16 protein-coding genes are annotated in these 18,232 nt (G+C 73.1%); 11 read left to right on the top strand and 5 right to left on the bottom strand.

From position 1 onward, the window contains the following. Nucleotide 1 precedes the first annotated feature (1 nt). Both ACIQMJ_RS05545 and ACIQMJ_RS05540 read right to left on the bottom strand, forming a co-directional pair. Nucleotides 2-1,414, bottom strand: coding sequence for a glycosyltransferase family 87 protein (locus ACIQMJ_RS05545; RefSeq protein ID WP_499760253.1), 1,413 nt, complete (start codon nucleotides 1,412-1,414; stop codon nucleotides 2-4). Beyond that, complete coding sequence (locus ACIQMJ_RS05540; protein WP_499759759.1) at nucleotides 1,411-2,181, bottom strand: deoxyribonuclease IV; 771 nt, start codon at nucleotides 2,179-2,181, stop codon at nucleotides 1,411-1,413. The genes ACIQMJ_RS05545 and ACIQMJ_RS05540 overlap by 4 nt, the downstream gene beginning before the upstream one ends. Before the next feature lie 156 nt (nucleotides 2,182-2,337). Here ACIQMJ_RS05540 and ACIQMJ_RS05535 point away from each other — a divergent pair, with 156 nt between their 5' ends. The 11 genes from ACIQMJ_RS05535 (at nucleotide 2,338) to ACIQMJ_RS05485 (ending at nucleotide 11,340) form a co-directional block, all read left to right on the top strand. Then, nucleotides 2,338-3,348 (top strand): hypothetical protein, encoded by a 1,011-nt coding sequence (locus tag ACIQMJ_RS05535; RefSeq protein WP_499759758.1) that lies wholly within the window; start codon nucleotides 2,338-2,340, stop codon nucleotides 3,346-3,348. Nucleotides 3,349-3,520: 172 nt separating this feature from the next. Further along, entirely contained in the window at nucleotides 3,521-3,868 is a 348-nt protein-coding gene (gene rpsF, locus ACIQMJ_RS05530) for a 30S ribosomal protein S6 (RefSeq protein ID WP_499759757.1), read from the top strand. Between the two features lie 12 nt (nucleotides 3,869-3,880). After that, nucleotides 3,881-4,378 carry a single-stranded DNA-binding protein gene (locus ACIQMJ_RS05525; protein ID WP_141979896.1) on the top strand — a complete coding sequence of 166 codons (498 nt, stop codon included), beginning with the start codon at nucleotides 3,881-3,883 and terminating at the stop codon, nucleotides 4,376-4,378. A gap of 51 nt (nucleotides 4,379-4,429) precedes the next feature. Continuing rightward, nucleotides 4,430-4,669, top strand: a complete 240-nt coding sequence (gene rpsR, locus ACIQMJ_RS05520) for a 30S ribosomal protein S18 (protein WP_015805710.1) — start codon at nucleotides 4,430-4,432, stop codon at nucleotides 4,667-4,669. A 13-nt stretch (nucleotides 4,670-4,682) separates the two neighbouring features. Beyond that, nucleotides 4,683-5,141: a 50S ribosomal protein L9 gene (rplI, locus tag ACIQMJ_RS05515; RefSeq protein ID WP_170232445.1), complete on the top strand. Its 459-nt coding sequence runs from the start codon at nucleotides 4,683-4,685 to the stop codon at nucleotides 5,139-5,141. A gap of 410 nt (nucleotides 5,142-5,551) precedes the next feature. Next, nucleotides 5,552-8,146: a replicative DNA helicase gene (gene dnaB, locus ACIQMJ_RS05510; RefSeq protein WP_499759756.1), complete on the top strand. Its 2,595-nt coding sequence runs from the start codon at nucleotides 5,552-5,554 to the stop codon at nucleotides 8,144-8,146. 70 nt (nucleotides 8,147-8,216) lie between these two features. Continuing rightward, on the top strand, nucleotides 8,217-8,627 hold the full coding sequence (locus tag ACIQMJ_RS05505) for a VOC family protein (protein WP_499759755.1): 411 nt from the start codon (nucleotides 8,217-8,219) through the stop codon (nucleotides 8,625-8,627). Between the two features lie 17 nt (nucleotides 8,628-8,644). Continuing rightward, the gene (locus ACIQMJ_RS05500) at nucleotides 8,645-8,947 is read left to right on the top strand and encodes a helix-turn-helix transcriptional regulator (RefSeq protein ID WP_499759754.1); all 303 of its coding nucleotides are present in this window, start codon (nucleotides 8,645-8,647) and stop codon (nucleotides 8,945-8,947) included. Nucleotides 8,948-9,023: 76 nt separating this feature from the next. Further along, nucleotides 9,024-9,587, top strand: coding sequence for a TetR/AcrR family transcriptional regulator (locus ACIQMJ_RS05495; protein ID WP_499759753.1), 564 nt, complete (start codon nucleotides 9,024-9,026; stop codon nucleotides 9,585-9,587). A gap of 19 nt (nucleotides 9,588-9,606) precedes the next feature. Next, on the top strand, nucleotides 9,607-10,491 hold the full coding sequence (locus ACIQMJ_RS05490) for an exonuclease domain-containing protein (protein ID WP_499759752.1): 885 nt from the start codon (nucleotides 9,607-9,609) through the stop codon (nucleotides 10,489-10,491). Between the two features lie 66 nt (nucleotides 10,492-10,557). Continuing rightward, on the top strand, nucleotides 10,558-11,340 hold the full coding sequence (locus ACIQMJ_RS05485) for a GGDEF domain-containing protein (RefSeq protein ID WP_499759751.1): 783 nt from the start codon (nucleotides 10,558-10,560) through the stop codon (nucleotides 11,338-11,340). Between the two features lie 63 nt (nucleotides 11,341-11,403). Here the strand turns inward: ACIQMJ_RS05485 and ACIQMJ_RS05480 are convergent, their stop codons facing one another. From ACIQMJ_RS05480 to ACIQMJ_RS05470, 3 genes are all read right to left on the bottom strand, one after another. Beyond that, the gene (locus ACIQMJ_RS05480; RefSeq protein ID WP_499759750.1) at nucleotides 11,404-14,814 is read right to left on the bottom strand and encodes a beta strand repeat-containing protein; all 3,411 of its coding nucleotides are present in this window, start codon (nucleotides 14,812-14,814) and stop codon (nucleotides 11,404-11,406) included. Between the two features lie 198 nt (nucleotides 14,815-15,012). Next, nucleotides 15,013-15,822, bottom strand: coding sequence for a hypothetical protein (locus ACIQMJ_RS05475; protein ID WP_499759749.1), 810 nt, complete (start codon nucleotides 15,820-15,822; stop codon nucleotides 15,013-15,015). Nucleotides 15,823-15,990: 168 nt separating this feature from the next. After that, on the bottom strand, nucleotides 15,991-18,183 hold the full coding sequence (locus tag ACIQMJ_RS05470; protein ID WP_499759748.1) for a hypothetical protein: 2,193 nt from the start codon (nucleotides 18,181-18,183) through the stop codon (nucleotides 15,991-15,993). Nucleotides 18,184-18,232 lie beyond the last annotated feature (49 nt).

The following is an 18,232-nucleotide window of genomic DNA, read 5'->3' as shown; positions in this document are numbered from 1 at the left end:
CCTAGGTGCCGCCATCCTCCCGAACCCGCGCGGCCGCGGTCGAGGGCTCGGGCGCACCGAACGTGACCTCCGACTTCAGGAACACCAGGAACAGCGCCGCCAGCAGCGCCGCCCGGCCCCACACGCCGATCACCACCGCCTGCGCCGAGAACCCGTCGTAGATCCCGGACGGCGCGCCGAACTCGATCGCGTAGTACCAGCGGAAGATGCCGATGCCCATGGCGAGGTCGGCCGCGAAGTACGCCGCCACCCAGCCCCAGTCCACCCGCAGCAGCACGAACACCGGCACCAGCCACAGCGTGTACTGCGGCGAGTGCACCTTGTGCAGCAGCAGGAACCCGCACAGCATCGCCGCCGACACCGCCACCCACGGGTAGCTGCCCTCCCGCAGGTACCGCCGCCACCCCAGCCAGGCCGCCAGCGCGAACGACGCCAGGACGCCCACCGGCGACAGCACGCCCACCACGGCCTGCATGGTCTCGTCGGCCATGAACGGCCGCATCGACCAGAACCAGATCGAGTTCGTGGTGATGTCGACCCGGCGCAGCCCCTGGAACGTGAACGACGCCGCCCAGCCCTCCGGCCCGACCACCGCGAACGGCAGGTTGACCAGCACCACCGTCAGCACCGACGCCACCGCGACCTTCACCGCGCCCGCGACGTCGTACCGGTCGGCGCGCGGCAGCCACCGCCCGCCCGGACCGCCGGTCAGCACGTACAGGCACAGCGGCAGCACGAAGATCAGCGGGTAGAGCTTGAACGCGCACCCGATGCCCAGCAGCACGGACGCGACCACGCCGCGCTCGACCAACGACCGCTCGCGCCCGCCCCAACCGTGGTGCACCGCGTACACCGCCGCGACCGCGCAGAACACGACCGGCAGGTCCCAGTTGTGGAACGCGTACAGCACCACCGGCGGGCCCAGCGCCCAGATCAGCGCCCGCCACCGGCTCAACCTGCCCAGCATCCACCCGGCGGCCAGCCCGAACGGCGCCATCAGCAGCGCCGAGTACAGCAGGAACGCCGCGTCGGTCCGGGCCAGGATCGCGCCCGCCCAGATCAGCAGCCCGGTCAGCACCGGGTACTCGACCACGCCGCCGACCAGCACGCCCTTGTCGGTGATGCCGCCGTTGACGTACGGGAACACGTGCCGGTCGACGTCACGGCCGATCCACAGGTGCTGGATGTCGGAGTAGCAGACCTCGGCCTTGTTGCGCTCCTCGTAGTCGGGCGCGCTGCGGCCCCACTGGTCGAACTCGGGGCCGGTGCAGCGGTCCTTGTTGAGGAAGCCGAGGAACATCGTCAGCCCGCACAGCACGACGATCGCGGCGAGCGCGCCCCCGCCGAACCGGCGCGACCGCGACCGGGTGCCCGCGCGCTGCCGCACGGCCACCACCTCCCGCGTCACGCTCAGCGGCCCAGGTGCTCGCGGAGGAACGCGATGTCCTCGGCTTGCCCCTCGTCCGGCGTCTCGACCAGCACCGGCGAGCCCGCCGCGGCGGCCACCGCGACCAGCTGGTCGGGGTCGATGGTGCCGGACGCGATGTTGGCGTGCCGGTCGCGCGAGGAGCCGAACCCGTCGCGGGAGCTGTTGAGGTGGACCAGGTCGATGCGCCCGGTGATGGCCTTCACCCGGTCCACGATGCCGACCAGGTCCTCGCCGGAGGCGAACGCGTGGCAGGTGTCCAGGCAGAACCCGGCGTCGAACTCGCCGACCGCGTCCCACAGCCTGCCGAGCATGTCGAACGTGCGCGCCATGGCGTTCTCGCCGCCCGCGGTGTTCTCGATCAGGATCGGGACCGCGAAGCCGCCGCTGTCGGCCTGCCGCTCGAACATCTTGCGCCAGTTCGCGATGCCCTCGTTCGGGTCCTCGCCCTTGGTGACGTGCCCGCCGTGCACGATCAGGCCCTTGGCGCCGACCTTGGCCGCTGCCTCGGCGTGCTGGAGCACGATCTTGCGGGACGGGATGCGGATGCGGTTGTTGAGCGACGCGACGTTGGCCAGGTACGGCGCGTGGACGAAGACGTCCAGGTCGGAGGCCAGCAGCCCGTCGGTCTGGGGGTGCGGCTTCGGCGCCTTCCAGCCCTGCGGGTCGGCCAGGAAGAACTGCACGACGTCGGCGTCGCGCTCGGCGGCGGCGCCGAGCGGGTCGTCGTCGCGGACGTGGGCCCCGATGCGCATGGGTGTGGAGGGTAGCCGGGAGCTGCAACGCCGCGCCGACCGCCGGCGATAGGAAATTTGTCATCGCGGGGGATGGTCCGCGTCACTATCAGCACCTACGCTCGTTACTTGTAAGTAGGAAACGGGAAGCGCGTGCGGTACGCCAGGAGGCCAGCGATGCGGATCCGGCTCACTCGACTGGTGGGCGCGGCGGCCGTCGTGCTCGCGGTCGGCACGGCCGGCGTCGCGGCGGGCTCCGGTTCGGCCGTGGCCGCCGAACCCGTCGTCGTGGGCAGCTGCGCGACCACCGTGCAGGGCGCGCCGGGCACGCCGGTGGCGCTGAGCCCGGCCGCGGTGCTCGACCCGGTGGTGCAGCTCATCCGGGCGATCCCGCTGCTCGGGCCGCCGCTGGCCGAGCCGTTCCGCCAGGCGTTCACCGCCCTGCCGCCCATCCCGATCGGCTCGATCCCCACCGGTTCCGGCGTGATCACCGGCGGCGAGATCGCGAACAAGGTCAACGCCGAGCTGGTCAAGCTGCCCCTGCTCGGACCGATCATCGTCACCCTGTCCAACGGGGTGCGCACGGAGCTGGCGAAGCTGTGCGGCGTCACCGTGCAGGCGGTCAACACCGCCGCCGCGCCGGTCCAGGACGGGTCGCGGGCGCTCGCGGACGCCTCCGAGCAGGCCGCGGGCCGGCTCCCGGGGCTGCCCACCCTGCCCGGCACCAAGCCGTCGCCGAACCAGCCGCCGCAGACCGGCCAACCCGGCGGCACCCCCGGCACGTCCCAGCCCGGCACCAGCCCGTCCGGCCAGAACCCCGCCACCAGCCCCGTCGGCGGCGTCGGCGCGCTCGACGTGCCGCTGTACGGCTCGAACCCGTGGGGCGGCAACTTCGGCCGCGTGCCGCTGTTCAGCTACGGCTCCCTGCCGTTCGCCGTGCCCGGCCGGTTCGCGCCGTCACCCGGCGTGCGCTACGGCGGCGGCGTGAGCGGCTACCGGCCCGGCTACGGCGTGCCCGGCGCGGACGACTCCGACAGCGTGCAGACCGCGGGCCGCGCCCAGGCCCTGCCCGGCTCGGGCCGGATGGGCGGCGGCGTGGCGGCTCCCGTGCTGCTGGCCGTGCTGCTGCTGTCGTTCGTGACGGGCGCGCTGGTGCGCACCTGGGTGCTGCGCCGAGCCGTCGCCTGATCCCCGGCTGACCGAATCCCGGCCTGAATCCCGGTCGCCTGGATCCCGGCCGCCCGGGACCTGGTCAAAAGCACCGTTCACCGCCTGTTACCCTTCTCGGGTTGCTGACGCGACGACCCTCCTGCCACGGAACGTCCGTGGCCGCCGAGTCCACAGGAGGTGAGTGGTCTTCATGCGTCATTACGAAGTGATGGTCATCCTCGACCCCAGTCTCGACGAGCGCACGATCGCGCCGTCCCTTGACACGTTCCTCAACGTCATCCGCACCACGGGTGGCAACGTGGAGAAGGTCGAGGTGTGGGGCAAGCGCCGGCTGAGCTTCGAGATCAACAAGAACGCCGAGGGCATCTACGCCGTCCTCGACCTGATCTCGACCCCCGACGCGGTGAAGGAGCTGGACCGCCAGCTCGGCCTGCAGGAGACGGTGCTCCGGACGAAGGTCATCCGGCGCGAGCCCGCCAAGGCCGCGAAGACCGCCGCGCGGATCGCCGCCAAGGCCGCAGCCAAGGCCAAGGTCTAGGGGCGCCTCGACATGGCAGGCGAGACGACGATCACGGTGGTCGGGAACCTGACCGCTGATCCCGAACTCCGCTTCACCCAGTCCGGCGCCGCGGTGGCGAGCTTCACCGTGGCCTCCACCCCCCGCACGTTCGACCGGGCGAGCGGTGAGTGGAAGGACGGCGAAGCGCTGTTCCTGCGGTGCAACGTGTGGCGGCAGGTCGCGGAGAACGTGGCCGAGTCCCTCACCCGCGGTTCGCGCGTGCTCGTGACCGGGCGGCTGCGCCAGCGCTCCTTCGAGACGAAGGAAGGCGAGAAGCGCACCGTCATCGAGCTTGAGGTCGACGAGATCGGCCCCTCGCTGCGCTACGCGACCGCGAAGGTCAACAAGGTGAGCCGCGGGGACGGCGGCGGCGGCTTCGGCGGCGGCGGTCAGTCCCGCGGTGGTGGCGGCGGCGCCCCGGCCGACGACCCGTGGGGCTCCGCGCCCCCGGCCGGCTCCGGTGGCTTCGCCGACGAGCCCCCCTTCTAGACCGGCACCGGTCCACTCCACACTTCACTGCGTAATACCAGGAGTCCACACATGGCCAAGCCGCCTGTGCGCAAGCCCAAGAAGAAGGTCTGCGCGTTCTGCAAGGACAAGAACGCCAACCTGATCGACTACAAGGACACCACCCTGCTCCGGAAGTACATCTCGGACCGGGGCAAGATCCGCGCCCGCCGGGTCACCGGCAACTGCTCCCAGCACCAGCGCGACGTCGCGGTCGCCGTCAAGAACGCCCGCGAGATGGCGCTGCTGCCCTACACCTCGACCGCTCGCTGAGAAAGGGGACGGCATCGTGAAGCTCATCCTCACCGCTGACGTGACCGGCCTCGGCGGCCCCGGCGACATCGTCGAGGTCAAGGACGGCTATGGCCGCAACTACCTGCTGCCCCGCGGCCTGGCGATCCTCGCCACCAAGGGCGCGGCCAAGCAGGTCGAGGTCATCCGCCGGGCGCAGGAAACCCGCCGGGTCCGCGACCTGGATCACGCCAAGGAGATCAAGGCGTCGCTCGAGGGCCTCGGCTCCGTGACGCTGAAGGCCAAGGCCGCGGCGGGCTCGAAGAAGCTGTTCGGCTCCGTCACCTCGTCCGACGTCGTGTCGGCCGTGCGTGCGGCCGGCGGCCCCACGCTGGACAAGCGGGCCGTCGAGATCGCGGGTCACATCAAGACCCTCGGCAAGCACTCGGTGAACGTCCGGCTCCACCCGGAGGTCACCGTGGCGCTCTCGGTCGAGGTCGCGAACGCGCTCTGACGCACTCGGAAGCGCCGTTCGACCAGGTGTTCTGGTCGGGCGGCGCTTTCGCGCGTCCGGCTGTGGACAACTCGTGTGACACATCGTGCGCGACACGCCGGGGCCCCGGTTACACGCGACACGCCGAAGGTGTGACGCACGACTTTTCCACAAACTTATCCACAGCCTCTGACCTGCGTTAACTTTTGTCTGGACCCGAGTTGTACCCAGGTTGTCCACAGCTTTCCCCAGCCCTGTGGTCAGCTCGGCCCGACCATCCCCAAGCTGTCCACCGAGTTGTCCACAGGTGGGTTTGCCTACGCCATCCAGGTGGCTCTAGCGTCGCTGGACCACGGGGCGTGGCGTGGCGGACATTGTCGGACCCACGAGGTACAACAAACCGCACGGCAGCAGATTGGGGTGAGCTCACGGTGGCGCTGGTGGACGACCGGGGCATGGCCGAGCCCGGCTTCGAACGGCAGCCGCCGCAGGACCTCGCCGCCGAGCAGTCGGTGCTGGGCGGGATGCTGCTGAGCAAGGACGCGATCGCCGACGTCGTCGAGGTCCTCGCGCCCAACGACTTCTACCGGCCCGCGCACCAGGCCGTGTACGACTGCATCCTCGACCTGTACGGGCGGGGCGAGCCGGCCGACCCGATCACGGTGTCCGCCGAGCTCGAACGCCGGGGCGAGCTGCTGCGCGTGGGCGGCGCGCCGTACCTGCACACCCTGATCGCGACCGTGCCGACGGCCGCCAACGCCTCCTACTACGCCGAGATCGTGGCGGAGAAGGCGGTGCTGCGGCGGCTGGTCGAGGCGGGCACCAGGATCGTCCAGCTCGGTTACAACGGCGCCGAGGGCGCCGACGTGGACGAGGTCGTCGACCGCGCCCAGGCCGCGATCTACGAGGTCACCGAGCGCCGCACCACCGAGGACTACGTGGTGCTGGAGGAGCTGCTCCAGCCGACCATGGACGAGATCGACGCCATCGCCTCGCGCGGCGGCTCGTCCCTCGGCATCCCCACCGGCTTCGCCGACCTGGACGAGCTGACCAACGGCCTGCACCCCGGCCAGATGATCATCGTCGCCGCCCGGCCGGGTGTGGGCAAGGCGCTCGCGCTGGACACGCCGCTCGCCACGCCCACCGGGTGGACGACCATGGGCGAGGTCGCAGTCGGCGACCGGCTCATCGGCGCGGACGGCCGGCCCACCAGGGTGGTGGCGGCGACCGACGTGATGCTCGGCCGCCCGTGCTACGAGGTGGAGTTCTCGGACGGCTCCGTGCTCGTGGCCGACGCCGAGCACCAGTGGCTCACCGACACGCGGGCGTCGCGCCGCTCGGCGCACGAGGCCGGGTCCGGGCGCGAGCCGCGCGTCCGGAGCGGCATCCGCACCACCCGGGAGATCGCCGCGACCCTGCGCTGCGAGACGGCGGACCGGCGGCTGAACCACTCGGTGGCGAACGCCCGAGCCCTGGACCTGCCTGAAGCACCGCTGCCGATCGGCCCGTACACGCTCGGCGCGTGGCTGGGCGACGGGCATTCCGCCGCCGCCCGGATCACCACGGCGGACCCCGAGATCGCCTGGAACATCGAAGCCGAGGGCTACGAGGTCGTGCCTCGGGGCGGCCTGGTGCACAGCATCCGGCTACCCGCGGCGGACGTGCCCGTGATCCGCGCGTGCGTCGTCTGCGGTACCCCGTTCACGCCGAAGACCTCGCAGGTCAAGACGTGTGGCCGCAGCTGCGGCGGCAAGTCGCGCTTCACGTCGGCCCCGGTCCCGGCGTCGACCTGCCCGGACTGCGGTGGCCCCTCCTCCGGCCTGCGGCGCTGCCAGGACTGCCACCACGACCACGGCACCGTGCAGGCACTCCTGCGCGGCCTCGGCGTGCTGGGTGACAAGCACATCCCCGTGACCTACCTCCGGGCTTCCGTCGCGCAGCGGCGTGCGCTGCTCGCGGGGCTGCTGGACACCGACGGCACGGTGACGGCAGGCGGGTCGGTGCAGTTCTCCGTGACGAACCGACGCCTGGCCGAGGACGTCCGCGAGCTCGTCGTGAGCCTCGGGTACCGGTGTTCGACCAGCACCAAGTCGGTGCGCGGGCGCAACGAGCAGACGTCCACCGCGTACGTCCTGACCTTCGGCACGGACGACGACGTGTTCGGTCTCGAGCGCAAGCGGCTGGCGTTGAAGGAACGGCGCCGCGCTCTGAGCCCGGTCCGCACGGGCTCGCGGTTCATCGTCGACGTGCGCCCGATCCCGAGTGTCCCGGTGCGCTGCGTCGAGGTCGACAACGCGGACCACCTCTACCTCGCGGGACGCTCCATGATCCCGACCCACAACTCGACGCTGGGACTGGACTTCGCCCGGTCCTGCTCGGTGAAGCACGGGTTGACCAGCGCGATCTTCTCGCTGGAGATGTCGCGCACGGAGATCGTCATGCGCATGCTGTCGGCCGAGGCGCGGATCCGGCTCGGGGACATGCGCGGTGGGCGGATGAGCGACGACGACTGGACCCGGTTGGCGCGGCGGATGAGCGAGATCTCCGAGGCGCCGCTGTTCGTGGACGACTCGCCGAACCTGACCATGATGGAGATCCGGGCCAAGGCGCGGCGGTTGAAGCAGCGGCACGACCTGCGGCTGGTGGTGGTCGACTACCTCCAGCTGATGTCGTCGGGCAAGCGCAGCGAGTCCCGCCAGCAGGAGGTCTCGGAGTTCTCCCGGAACCTGAAGCTGATCGCCAAGGAGCTCGAGGTGCCGGTGATCGCGATCAGCCAGCTCAACCGCGGCCCGGAGCAGCGCACCGACAAGCGCCCGCAGCTGTCCGACCTGCGCGAGTCCGGCTCGCTGGAGCAGGACGCGGACATGGTGATCCTGATCAACCGCCCGGACGCCTGGGAGCGCGACGACCCGCGCGCCGGCGAGGCGGACCTGATCATCGCCAAGCACCGCGCCGGCCCGACCGCCACCATCACCGTCGCCCACCAGCTCCACTACAGCCGCTTCGCCGACCTCGCCCAGGGCTAGCCGGCCTGCGTCCGGCGGGTGGTCAGGAATCGAGAAGCGCAGGTCAGCGTGCCGATCTAGGCTCACCGCCATGGACCTGACGATTCACACGACCGTCCTGCCGCACGACGACCCGGAGGCGTCGGTCGCGTTCTACCGCGACACCCTCGGCTTCGAGGTCCGCAGTGACGTCGGCCAGGGTTCGATGCGCTGGATCACGGTCGGTCCGGTCGGGCAGCCCGGGACGTCCATCCTGCTGGCGCCGCCCGCCGCGGACCCGAACATCACCGAGGACGAGCGGCGGACCATCACCGAGATGATGGCCAAGGGCACCTACGGCTGGATCCTGCTCGCCACGCCCGACCTCGACGGGACGTTCGCGAAGGTGCAGGAAGGCGACGCCGAGGTGGTCCAGGAGCCGACCGTGCAGCCGTACGGAGTCCGGGACTGCGCGTTCCGCGACCCGGCGGGCAACCTGGTCCGCATCCAGGAACTCCGCTGACCCGAGGAGCGACCGCCATGTGCCATCCCGCGTGGGCGCGCGCCCGCACCGCGGCGCGCCGACGGGAAGAGCTGACCCGGTTGCGCCGCGTGCGCGACCGGATCGACCGCGACCACGCCCTGCCGCTGGACGTCGAGGCGCTGGGCCGCGAGGCGGGCCTGCCCGGTCGGGTCCTCGGCCTCGCGTTCCGCCGCGAGTACGGCAGGTCTCCGTACGCCTACCTGCTGGCGCGGCGTGCCGAGCGGGCGGTGGTGCTGCTGCTCCGCGGTGACCGGGGCGCCACCGCGTCGCCGGACGCGCTCGTCCCGGCGCTCGGGTGACCGTCGCGGGCCGGGCAACCGACCACGTCGGTTGTGGGTCATTCCCGCACCGCAGAACTGCGCATACCATCGGAAGATGCCACCCGACGCGGCGCGGCGCAGCGACCGTTCGAGGCGGGCGATCCTCGTGGCCGCGATTGAGTTGCTCGAGGCGCTCGGCTACTCGCGGTTGACCATCGAAGCGGTGGCGGCGCGGGCCGGGGTCGGGAAGCAGACGATCTACCGGTGGTGGCCGTCGAAGGGGCCGTTGCTGTTCGACGCCTTCCTGGAGTACGGGCCGGCCGGGGCGGACGCGCTGCCCAGCGGTGTGCTGGCGGTCGACCTCAAGCGGGAGCTGCGCACGGCGGCCGAGGAGCTGGCGGAACGGCGGTTCGACCAGGTGTGCCGGGTGCTGGTGCACGAGGAGCGCACGGACCTGGTGACGTTGCTGCTGATGCCGCGCCGGATGGCGCTGGAGGAGCGATTACGCGCGGCCCAGCGGCTGGGTGAGGTGCGGGCCGACGTCGACGTGTCGGCGGCGGCGGAGTTGTTGTTGGGGCCCGTCTACCAGCGGTGGTTCCTGCGGACGGCGCCGTTGACCGGGGAGTTCGCCGACGCCGTGGTCGATCTGGTGCTCCGCGCGCTGACCGGGCGACCATGATCGGTAGGGTCCGTCGATCATGGGGTACGCCGTGGTCGACGTGGAGACGACCGGGTTCGCCGCGCGCGGTTCGGACCGGGTGGTCGAGGTGGCCGTCGTCGGGTTGGACGACGGGGGCCGGGTGACCGACGAGTGGTGCACCCTGCTCAACCCCGGGCGCGACCTCGGGCCGCAGCACGTGCACCGCATCCGCGCGGCCGACGTGTGGCACGCGCCGACGTTCGCGCGGGCCGCGGGCGCGGTGGCGGCGCGCCTGGCCGGGCGGGTGGTCGTCGCGCACAACCTGTCCTTCGACGCCCGGTTCCTGACCGCCGAGTTCGCCCGCGCCGGGGTGGACCTGCCGGTGACCGGTCTGTGCACGATGCGGCTGGCCGACCGGTACCTGCCGAACCTGGTCGGGCGGTCGTTGGCGGCGTGCTGCGAGGCCGCCGGGGTAGTGCTCGACTCGGCGCACTCGGCGCTGCACGACGCCCGCGCCACGGCCCGCCTGTTCGCCCACTACCTGGGGTTCGGCGTGCCAGACGCCGAGCCCGTGCCGCGGCTCGCGCTGGACGACGACGTGGCCGAGGTGCGGCGCGGGGCGGCCACGCCGGTGCCGCGCCGGCTGGGACCGGTGGCGTTGGACCGCGGTGACCGGGTGGTGTTCACGGGTCAGATGGACGTGCCGCGTGACGAGTGGATCGACCGGGCCGCGTCCGCCGGGCTGGTCAGCCAGGGGTACGTGACCAGGTCGACCCGCGTGGTGGTGGCCGCGGACCCGTTCACGCTGTCGAGCAAGGCGCGTCGGGCGCGGGCGTACGAGGTGCCGATCGTGTCCGAAGAGGACTTCGCCGGGATGCTGGCCCGGCTCGGCGTTACACCGCCGGCCAAAGATCACCGGACCGGGTGGCGTCGGAGCTATTGAAAAGCCCGCTACCCGCAGGGAGGCTCTTCACGGACAGGCCATGCCTCAGCGGAAGGCACGAGTCCTATGAGTACCGTGCAGACAACGGCTTCCCGTGCGGTGTGGGACGAGTTCGTCTCGGAACTGCCGGTCGGGGTGCTGCTCCAGGACGAGCACGGCGTGGTGCTCGCCGCGAACCCGATGGCGTCCTCGCTGCTCGGTGACGCCCGCGCCCGCGACGACTCCGGGGCGCCGCTGCCCAGTTGCGCCGAGCTCGCCGCCCAGGTGCTGCGCACCGGGTCACCGCTGACGATCCCGGTGGTGCTGCCGCACGCCCAGGTGTGGGCGGAGTACTACCCGGTCGTGGTGCGCGGGCAGGTGCTGGTGCTGCTGCGGCCGGTGCAGGCGGACGTGCCGCACAGCGCCGGGCTGCTCGACGCGCTGACCGGGCTGCCGGGGCGGGCGCTGCTGCTCGACCGGCTGGACCAGGCGTTGATCCGGGCCCGCACCCAGGGCACGTTGGCGACCCTGGTCCTGGCCGACGTGCACCGCATGGCGGCGGTGAACGCGGCGCACGGCTTCAAGCGCGGCGACGAGCTGCTGACCGTGCTGGCGAAACGGCTGCGGCAGGGTCTGCGGGCCGACTACACGGTGGCGCGCTACGGCGGTGACTCGTTCGCCGTGGTCGCGGAGCACCCGAACGGCAGCGGCGAGGAGGTCGCGGCCCGGGTGCGCGAGCTGGCGGGGCGCGCGGTGCGGCTCGGCGGTGAACGGGTGCGGACCGGCGTGCGGGTGTGCTGGGTGACCAGCGACGGCGAGGCGCCGGTGCACTCGGTGGTCGCGCACGTCGAGGAGCTCCTGCGCCACTGACCCCGAACGCGGACCGGGCCCCCGGCACGTGAGGTGCCAGGGGCCCGGTCGCCGGGGGGTGGATCAGATGCGCGGGATCACCGTGGTGTCCTCGAGCGAGCTGAACACCGTGCGCGCGTCCATCGCGGCCAGGGCGGGAGCCTGGGTCTCGGTGAACCGCGTCGGGCCGACGCCACCCTGGACCGGGTTGACGTTCATGCCGCTGAGCGCCATCGGGGGCACGACCGGGGACTCGGAGCGCGGCTGCGCGACCCCGGGCACCGGCAGCACGAACGGCAGGCCGGCCGGCGCCGCGACGGGCAGCGACGACACGGTGCGACCGCCCTCGGCCAGGCCGTCGACCGGCAGGCCGCCGTCCACGACCGGGAGGGGCTGGGTCGGGGCGAAGTCGCCGAGCACCGGCAGGGTGCCGCCGAACGAGCGCTCCTCGTCGTCGGACCGCACCGCGCGGGCCAGCGTCGCCAGGACCGGCACCGTGCGCAGGGCGGCACGGGCGGCCTCACCGACGGCCGGCAGGCCCTGCCGGACCTGCTCCAGGTCGGTGAGCCGCGGCAGCTGCTGGGTGGGCAGCTCGGCCTGGGACAGCGCGCCCAGCGGCCCTCCCGTCGGCAGCTTGGCCTGCGACAGCGCGCCGAGCGGCGCGTCCAGGGTCGGCAGCTCCGCCTGGGACAGCGCGCCGACCGGGCCCTCGGCCGTGGGCAGCTTCGCCTGCGACACCGCGCCGACCGGGTTGTCCGCCTTCGGCTTGGCCGCGTTGATCGCGTCCACGTCCGGCCTCGGCACGGTGCGGCCCAGCAGCGCGCTGCCCGGCAGCTGCGCCTGGCGCAGGCCCTGGATCGGCAGGCCGCGCAGCTCGTCCAGCCCCGGCGTGCCCAGCGGCACGGTGTACTGCGACAAGCGGCTCACCAGGCCCAGGTTCGGCAGCTCGGTGACGCGCAGCAGGCTGTCGACGCCGGCCGGGAGCTGGATGCCCCGGTTCGCGTCGGTGACCCGGGTGTCGTCGCCCTTGTCGTCGCCGGTGCGGACGTCGTTGCGGTCCTGCGCGTTCGCGGTGGCGGTGCCGAGCACGTCCACCGGGATGCCGAACACGCGGGCGAACGCCTCGGTCGGCACCTCGACGTCGTGCACGCTGACCGGGCCGCGGCCCTCGGTGGTGGTCTTGCCACCGGACTGGCTGGCCGACCGGCTCGCGGTCGCGGCGTCCGCGAGACCCGCGACGGTCACCGCGTCACCGTGCACCGACGGCGTGACGCCGGCGGGCGCGGTGAGCAGGTTGCCCGACCACGCGCTGTCCTCGGCGGAGGTGAGGTGCTCGCCGCCGGCGATCAGGCCGGTCCGGTTGTCGGTCTCCGAGTAGCCGTTGCCCGCGGCGGTGACGGCGTCGCCGAACACCTGGAGGGGGACCGACGGCTGCGCGCCGATGCCGTTGCCGGAGAACGACGCGTCGTCGCCGGAGGTCTGCACGTCGCCGCCGGAGTACGAGCCGAACTGGTTGCGGCTCTCCGACTCCACGTTGCTGCCCGCGCCGACCGCGCTGCCGAACACCTGGGGCGAGGACGCCTCGGGCAGCGACAGCACGTTGCCCGACAGCGAGCCCTCGTCGCCGGTGGTGATGGCGGTGCCGCCGGAGCGGGAGTCGAGCTTGCTGTCGGTGTCGGACGAGCCGTTGCCGACCGCGACGACCGAGTCGCCGAAGACCTGGGCCGGGTTGGAGGTGGGCACGTGCACGATGTTGCCGGAGACCGAACCGTGCTTGCCGTTGGCCCTCGGCGGGTTGCCGAGGTCGATCTCGGTGTCGCTGTCGGTGGTCGACGTCGGGTTGGCGACCGCGCCGCCCGAGTTGCCGAACACCTGGCCGCCCAGGGCGGTCGGGGCGGACACGACGTTGCTGGACACGGTGCCGTTGTCGTCCACGCTGGTCGCCACCCGGCCCGAGCGCACGTTCTTGTTCTCGGTGGCCCGGCCGGTGGGCGTGCCCGCCGCGCCGACGCCGTTGCCGAACGCCTCGGCGGGCAGGCCGAGCGGCACCTGGCCGACGTTGCCGGAGCCGACCGCGTCGTTGCCGGTCGTGCCGTTGTAGCCACCGGACTGCGCGGTGACGTCGTTGCGGCACTCGGCTTCGGCGATGCCGCCGCCGGTCAGGCCGTTGCCGCACAGGTCGGCCGCGCCGGCGGGCGGCAGGTTCGCCGAGTTCGCCGACAGCACGGACCGGTCGCCGTTGGCGTAGGTGTCGCCGCCCGCGGCGGCGGAGGCGGCGTTGGCGTGCCGGGCCGTGGTGTTGCCGACGCCGGACAGCGAGTTGCCCGCGCCGGAGACCGGCAGGGCGAGCGGGGTGTCGGCGTAGTTGCCGGACAGCACCGAGTCCTGGCTGGAGGTGTAGCTGTTGCCACCCGCTTCGGCCTCGTTCGCCATCGCGTTGGTGACCCGCGAGTTGCCGACGCCCGCCAGCGCGTTGTCGCCCGCGGCGACGGGGCCCGCGAACGCGGGCTGGACCACGTTGCCCGCGAGGGTGCCGTCGTTGCCGGAGGTGGACGACCACATCGGCAGGTCGGTCCGGTCGCGCTGGGTGGTGCCCGCGTCGGAGGACGCCCGGTTCTCGGTGACGGTGTCCGCGTTGCCCGCGGCGCCGACGCCGTTGCCGGTGACCGCGAGGACGGGCGCGGCCGGCACGCCGAGGACGTTGCCGCCCCCGGTGCTGCGGTCGCCGGTCGTGCTCAGCGAGCCCGTGGCGCGGGCGTCGCTGGAGGAGGTGGCCTCGCTGTAGGCGTTGCCGCCCGCGGCGACCGCGTTGTTGGTGACCTGCGCCGGCAGGGCGCCCTGGACGGCCGCGATGTTGCCCGACAGGGAGCCGTCCTGGCCCGAGGTCGTGACGCTGTCGCCCGCGACCGCGCGCTGGTGGGAGGTCGCCCGCGACTCGGCGTTGGCCAGCGCGGCGATGGCGTTGCCGTTGACCTGCGGGGAGATGGCGGCGGCGCCGTGCGCCACGTTGCCCGCCAGGGGGCCGTACGAGCCGTCGGTCTTGATCTCGCCCGCGCTGGACGCGGACTGGGTGCAGACGCCCTCGGTGTAGGCGTCGCCGCCCGCCGCGACGGCGTTGCCGCAGACGTTCACCGGCACGACCACGTCCGCGTCGGCGGTGTTGCCGCGGGCCAGGCCCACGGTGTCGACGCCGGTCAGCCGCTCCTGCGTGGCGCGGACCAGCGGGTTGGCCGGGAGCGCGAGGTCGCGCACCGGCCGGCCGGTCGCGCTCGGCGTGCCGATCTCCTGGTGCACGGCCGGCAGCTCGTGGCTGCCGACCGGGGTGCCCAGGGTGTTGTGGTCGACGTCGACCGGAACGCGAACCTTCGCGTCGAGCGGGTTCGGCTTCGCGTCGGGGTTGACGTTCTCCTGGGCTGAAGCGATGCCCGTGCCGAGCATCAGCAAACCACCCGTGACAAGTGCGGTCTTCAGACCGCGCTTGGCCCAGGTTTGCATGGGTTCTCCTTCTTCCGGTGTCCCTTGCGGGAGGTGAGGGGTGGTCGGACGCGGTCACCGCGTCGGAGACGACGACCACCCGGGTCATCAGAGGGGTGGGAAGCGCGGCATCGACCGGGAGGGGAGCGCACGCGAAGCGGCGCGACGGTCGATCACCGGGTCAGCTCGACGATGAGCTGCCGCGGACCGCGCGCGTGGTCAGTCGGGCGTGATGCCGGGCTGCTTGCCCGGCATCACGACGTTCCGCTCGGTGGCGGGGAACAGAGCCCGGGCCACCGCGGGGTCGATGTGGTCGGCGGAGACGACCCAGAACGGGCCGTTGCCACCACTCGAGGAACCGGAGCCGTCGCCACCGCAGGAGCAGTGGGCCGGCGCGCCGAGGGGCGCGAACGGCATCGACGGCAGCCCGGACGGGTCTCCCGGCAGGGACGACCCGTTGTCGCCCGGCAGCGCGACGACCGCCTGCCGGGGTGCGTCCAGCCACGTCCGGCTGAGCTTGGCGAACACCCCGTGCACCACCGGGGTACCGGCGGAAACCGGCACGGCGGTGGCGGCCGGGGTGGTCTCGGTGACGACCTGCGTCACGACGCCGCCGACGACCGCGTCGGCGGGCGCCTGCTCGGACGCGCGGTGCTGGAACCAGTCGCGCACGCCTCCGACGGCGCCGCGGATGTCCTCCGCGACCTGCCGCAGGCGGGGCGGGTTCGGCTCGGGCACCCGCGGGGTGCTCAGCGCCGTGTCGAGCTCGTGCACCGCCCGGCCGACCTCGCTCGCGCGGACCGGGGCCAGCGCGGCCTCGACCCGGCTCTGCGCCGCGTCGGGCGACAGCGAGTCGTGCGCGACCTCGGCGACCTGGTCGACCGGGATCTGCGCGGACGCCGGAGCGGTCGACAGCGCCCAGGCCGCGGCGGTGCCCGCCAGCGTGCCGCCGACGACCAGCAGGGCGCGGGAGAGCAGCCGCCGAACGCGGCTCGCCCCCGTTCCCACTCGCTGGTCAACGCACGACATCGCTGGAACCTCCGCCGAAAGCACTGGGATTGGCCGGCGACGTGATCGAGGTGATCAAGCCGACGACGAGAGACTGCCAGTCGCGGGGGTCGCGGCGCACTCCATCCACACCTGGTTCGCCGGATCGTGTGACGAACACTCTGTGCTTTCAGGCGTGACTGCGGGTAATCAGACGCGCTTGAGGACCCGGGCCGCGCCGGCGGCGGCCGTGGACGCCAGGATCCAGCCGACCGCGATGAGCGAGCTCGAGATCCACTGCGAGGCGCCGCTGAACTTCCACTTGCCGTCCTGGCCGAGGTCCACGATCGGGATCAGCAGGTCCATCGACAGCAGCCACGCGTTCCAGGACGGCGACTCGTCGTCGTTCAGCTTCGGCATCTCGTGGCCCAGGAACCACAGCGCGCCGACCAGCCAGAACGCGGTCAGCCAGGCGATCGCGAGCCACGGCCGGTAGCCGTAGCCGACCGTCCAGCGCTGCAGGAACCCCCACACCCGGCCCGCGACCCCGAGCTCGGAGTAGCGCCGGTGCTGCTTCTCCACCTGCACGAGCTGCGCCAGCTCCTCCTCGCCGCCGTCGCGGTACACCGCGGCCAGCTGCTCGTACGGGCCGGGCGCGAAGTCCGGCTGCACCTCCCGCAGCCAGCGCAGCCGGGTGCGCACGTCGACGTGCGGGGTGGAGGAGATCGAGCGGAACGTGAAGTCCTCGACGTCCACGCCACCGGTGGCGGCCCACAGGCCGGGCCCGTCCATCACGGTCGTCGCGCTGACCCGCGTCAGCACGACCCGGCCCACCGGGGTCCGGTCCTCCGACAGCCGCAGCACGAGCTGGCTCACCGTGAGGCCGTAGGCGTTCAGCGCGATGTCGCTGCCGGGACCACCCAGCCGGGCGCCCGCGAACGTGGCCATCTTGCCGACCTCGGCCAGCCGCAGGCGCACGCCGCCCGCGGCGGTGAAGCCGTGGCTGCACAGCAGGTCCTTGCCGATCCCGGCCACGCGGGCGTCCAGCGACGGCTTCACCGTGCCGTCGGGCCGGCTGCGCGGGGAGAGCAGGGACGCGCCGGAGCAGTCGAGGGTGGAGCCGATCTCGGCGTTCTGGAGGCGCAGCGAACCCTCGGCGCGCAGGTCGCGGAGGAACAGGGTGCCGCCGACCCGGAGCCGGTCGGCGAACAGGACGTCGATGCCGGGTCCGTGCAGCCGCACGCCGGACAGCGACGCGCTGCCCCGCACGTGCGCGTCCACCAGGCGCACCTGGCCGTAGGCGCGCAGCGCCGCGTCACGCTCGCCGTCGCCGTGGAAGCCGCCGTTGACCGCGCCGCGCGCTTCGAGGTCGCCGCGCACCTGGATGCCGTCCGCGTGCAGCGCCACCGGGATGCGCTGGACGTCCTCGCCGGTGCGGCCGGCCAGCTCCTCGACCACGTCGCGGCGGCCGATCACCGCGCCGGACAGCCGCAGGTAGCCGCCGATCTCGGCGTTGGGCAGGCGGACCGTGCCCGAGGAGGTGAAGCCGTCGTCCAGCTCGACGTTGCCCTCCACCCGCATCCGGTCGGCGACCAGCGCGGCGGCCTCGTCGGCGGTGCCGCGCGGGATCACCAGGACCGGGCGGTCGACCACGCTGGCGTGCAGGCGGGCGCCGGAGAACACGACGCTGCCGCCGACCCGCGCGCCGTCGAGCAGGATGCGGCCCTCGGCGGTGAACCGGCCGCCCTCGGCGTCGCAGAACAGGGTGCCCGCGATGGTGACGCCGGTGGCGTCGAGGGCGTTCTGGCCCGCGTTGAGCAGGCGCGCGCCGCCGAGGTGCACGTTGCCGCCGACGTTCGCGCCGCGCAGCCGCACCTCCCCGCCCGCGCGCAGCGCGATGGCCTGCAACGAGCCGGACAGCCGGATGCGGGCGGCGAGCAGGGCGTGGTCGCCGCCCTTGTTGCGCAGCACCGCGCCCGCCAGCCGGCACGTGCCGTCGACCGAGGCGTCGGTCAGGTCGACCACGCCGTCGCTGGTGAACCCGGCCTCCAGCACCAGGTCGCTGCCCACGCGCAGGTTGCGGCCCCACAGGCCGGGCACCTTGCAGCCGCGCAGCCGCAGGCCGACCAGGCGGGCCATGCGCAGGTCCGGCGGCCGTTCGAAGGAGCAGTCCTGGAAGTCGACCACGTGGTCGACCTGCGCCCCTTCGAGGGCGAACGAGCCGACGACGTTCGCGCCGACCAGGCGCAGCGCGGCGGTCCGCGGTCCGCCGACGAGCAGGTCGGCCAGCAGCTCGCCGCGGACCGTGCGGTCCCGCTGGGGCGTCCTCGGGTCGAAGCGCAGCACGCGCCCGGCGGCGAACGCGGCGCGGACGGCGTCCTCGACGGTGCTCTCGGCGGTCACGCCCGCGATCCGATCACCCGGCGCGCCGGTCGCGCCGGCGTTTGACCGA

Origin of the sequence: Actinosynnema sp. NPDC091369 (genome assembly GCF_044757065.1) — a bacterium.
Lineage (GTDB): Bacteria > Actinomycetota > Actinomycetes > Mycobacteriales > Pseudonocardiaceae > Actinosynnema.
The sequence above is the reverse complement of the archived record's forward strand: the minus strand, read 5'-3'. Positions and strand labels throughout refer to the sequence as shown.

Coding starts and splice junctions, on each gene's coding strand:
- ACIQMJ_RS05535 (WP_499759758.1), top strand. CDS start 2,338: ATGCGGATCCGGCTCACTCGACTGGTGGGCGCGGCGGCCGTCGTGCTC.
- rpsF (WP_499759757.1), top strand. CDS start 3,521: ATGCGTCATTACGAAGTGATGGTCATCCTCGACCCCAGTCTCGACGAG.
- ACIQMJ_RS05475 (WP_499759749.1), bottom strand. CDS start 15,822: ATGTCGTGCGTTGACCAGCGAGTGGGAACGGGGGCGAGCCGCGTTCGG.
- ACIQMJ_RS05480 (WP_499759750.1), bottom strand. CDS start 14,814: ATGCAAACCTGGGCCAAGCGCGGTCTGAAGACCGCACTTGTCACGGGT.
- ACIQMJ_RS05485 (WP_499759751.1), top strand. CDS start 10,558: ATGAGTACCGTGCAGACAACGGCTTCCCGTGCGGTGTGGGACGAGTTC.
- ACIQMJ_RS05540 (WP_499759759.1), bottom strand. CDS start 2,181: ATGCGCATCGGGGCCCACGTCCGCGACGACGACCCGCTCGGCGCCGCC.
- rpsR (WP_015805710.1), top strand. CDS start 4,430: ATGGCCAAGCCGCCTGTGCGCAAGCCCAAGAAGAAGGTCTGCGCGTTC.
- ACIQMJ_RS05525 (WP_141979896.1), top strand. CDS start 3,881: ATGGCAGGCGAGACGACGATCACGGTGGTCGGGAACCTGACCGCTGAT.
- ACIQMJ_RS05490 (WP_499759752.1), top strand. CDS start 9,607: ATGGGGTACGCCGTGGTCGACGTGGAGACGACCGGGTTCGCCGCGCGC.
- ACIQMJ_RS05500 (WP_499759754.1), top strand. CDS start 8,645: ATGTGCCATCCCGCGTGGGCGCGCGCCCGCACCGCGGCGCGCCGACGG.
- ACIQMJ_RS05505 (WP_499759755.1), top strand. CDS start 8,217: ATGGACCTGACGATTCACACGACCGTCCTGCCGCACGACGACCCGGAG.
- ACIQMJ_RS05495 (WP_499759753.1), top strand. CDS start 9,024: ATGCCACCCGACGCGGCGCGGCGCAGCGACCGTTCGAGGCGGGCGATC.